This is a genomic window from Nocardiopsis sp. TRM 82005, assembly GCF_056312425.1.
The window spans coordinates 1-553 of record NZ_JBWDTQ010000084.1; the positions used below are offsets into that span (position 1 = coordinate 1).

Genomic DNA, 553 nt, shown 5'->3' on the forward strand with positions numbered 1-553 from the left:
GGCCCTCGGTGACCAGGCGCCACAGTTCCTCGGGGGAGGACACCCCGCCGGGCAGGCGGCACCCCATCCCCACGATCGCGACGGGCTCGTGCTCAGCCTCTTCCATCAACCGGAGGCGGTTGTTGGCCTGCTGAAGATCGACGAGAACACGCTTCAGATAGTCGCGAAGCTTTTCTTCCTTGGACATACCAGACCTCACCCTTCAGATCTTGAAGTGATTTTCGGATTTACGGGTGATCGAGTTCAGTGTCGATCAGATCAAAAATATCGTCGTCACTGGCGGAACTCAGATCGATCCCAATCCGGCTCTCAGAAGATCCCCATCGCGTCATCATCCTGTGGAGCCGCGCGGCTACCTGCTCCCGTGCCTCTTCATCCAGGCTCCCCGTGGACAGTGCTTTCTCCAACCGGCCGAGTTCCTCCAGGACGGAAAGTCCTTCAACTGGCTCGGCGGGCAATAGCTCGCTTTCCAGATGCTTGGCGAGTGTGTTGGGGTTTGGGTAGTCGAAGACGAGGGTGGCGGGGAGGCGGACTCCGGTGACCGCGGCCAGGC

General features: G+C 60.4%; 2 protein-coding genes. Both read right to left on the reverse strand.

Features of this window, described 5'->3' with window-relative positions:
- Positions 1-187 (reverse strand): polyketide synthase docking domain-containing protein (locus tag AC0T5L_RS27180; protein WP_476168344.1); only part of this gene is annotated, 187 nt, incomplete at its 3' end.
- Positions 188-227: 40 nt separating this feature from the next.
- The coding region (locus AC0T5L_RS27185) for a hypothetical protein (protein WP_476168345.1) at positions 228-553 on the reverse strand (326 nt) is incomplete at its 5' end.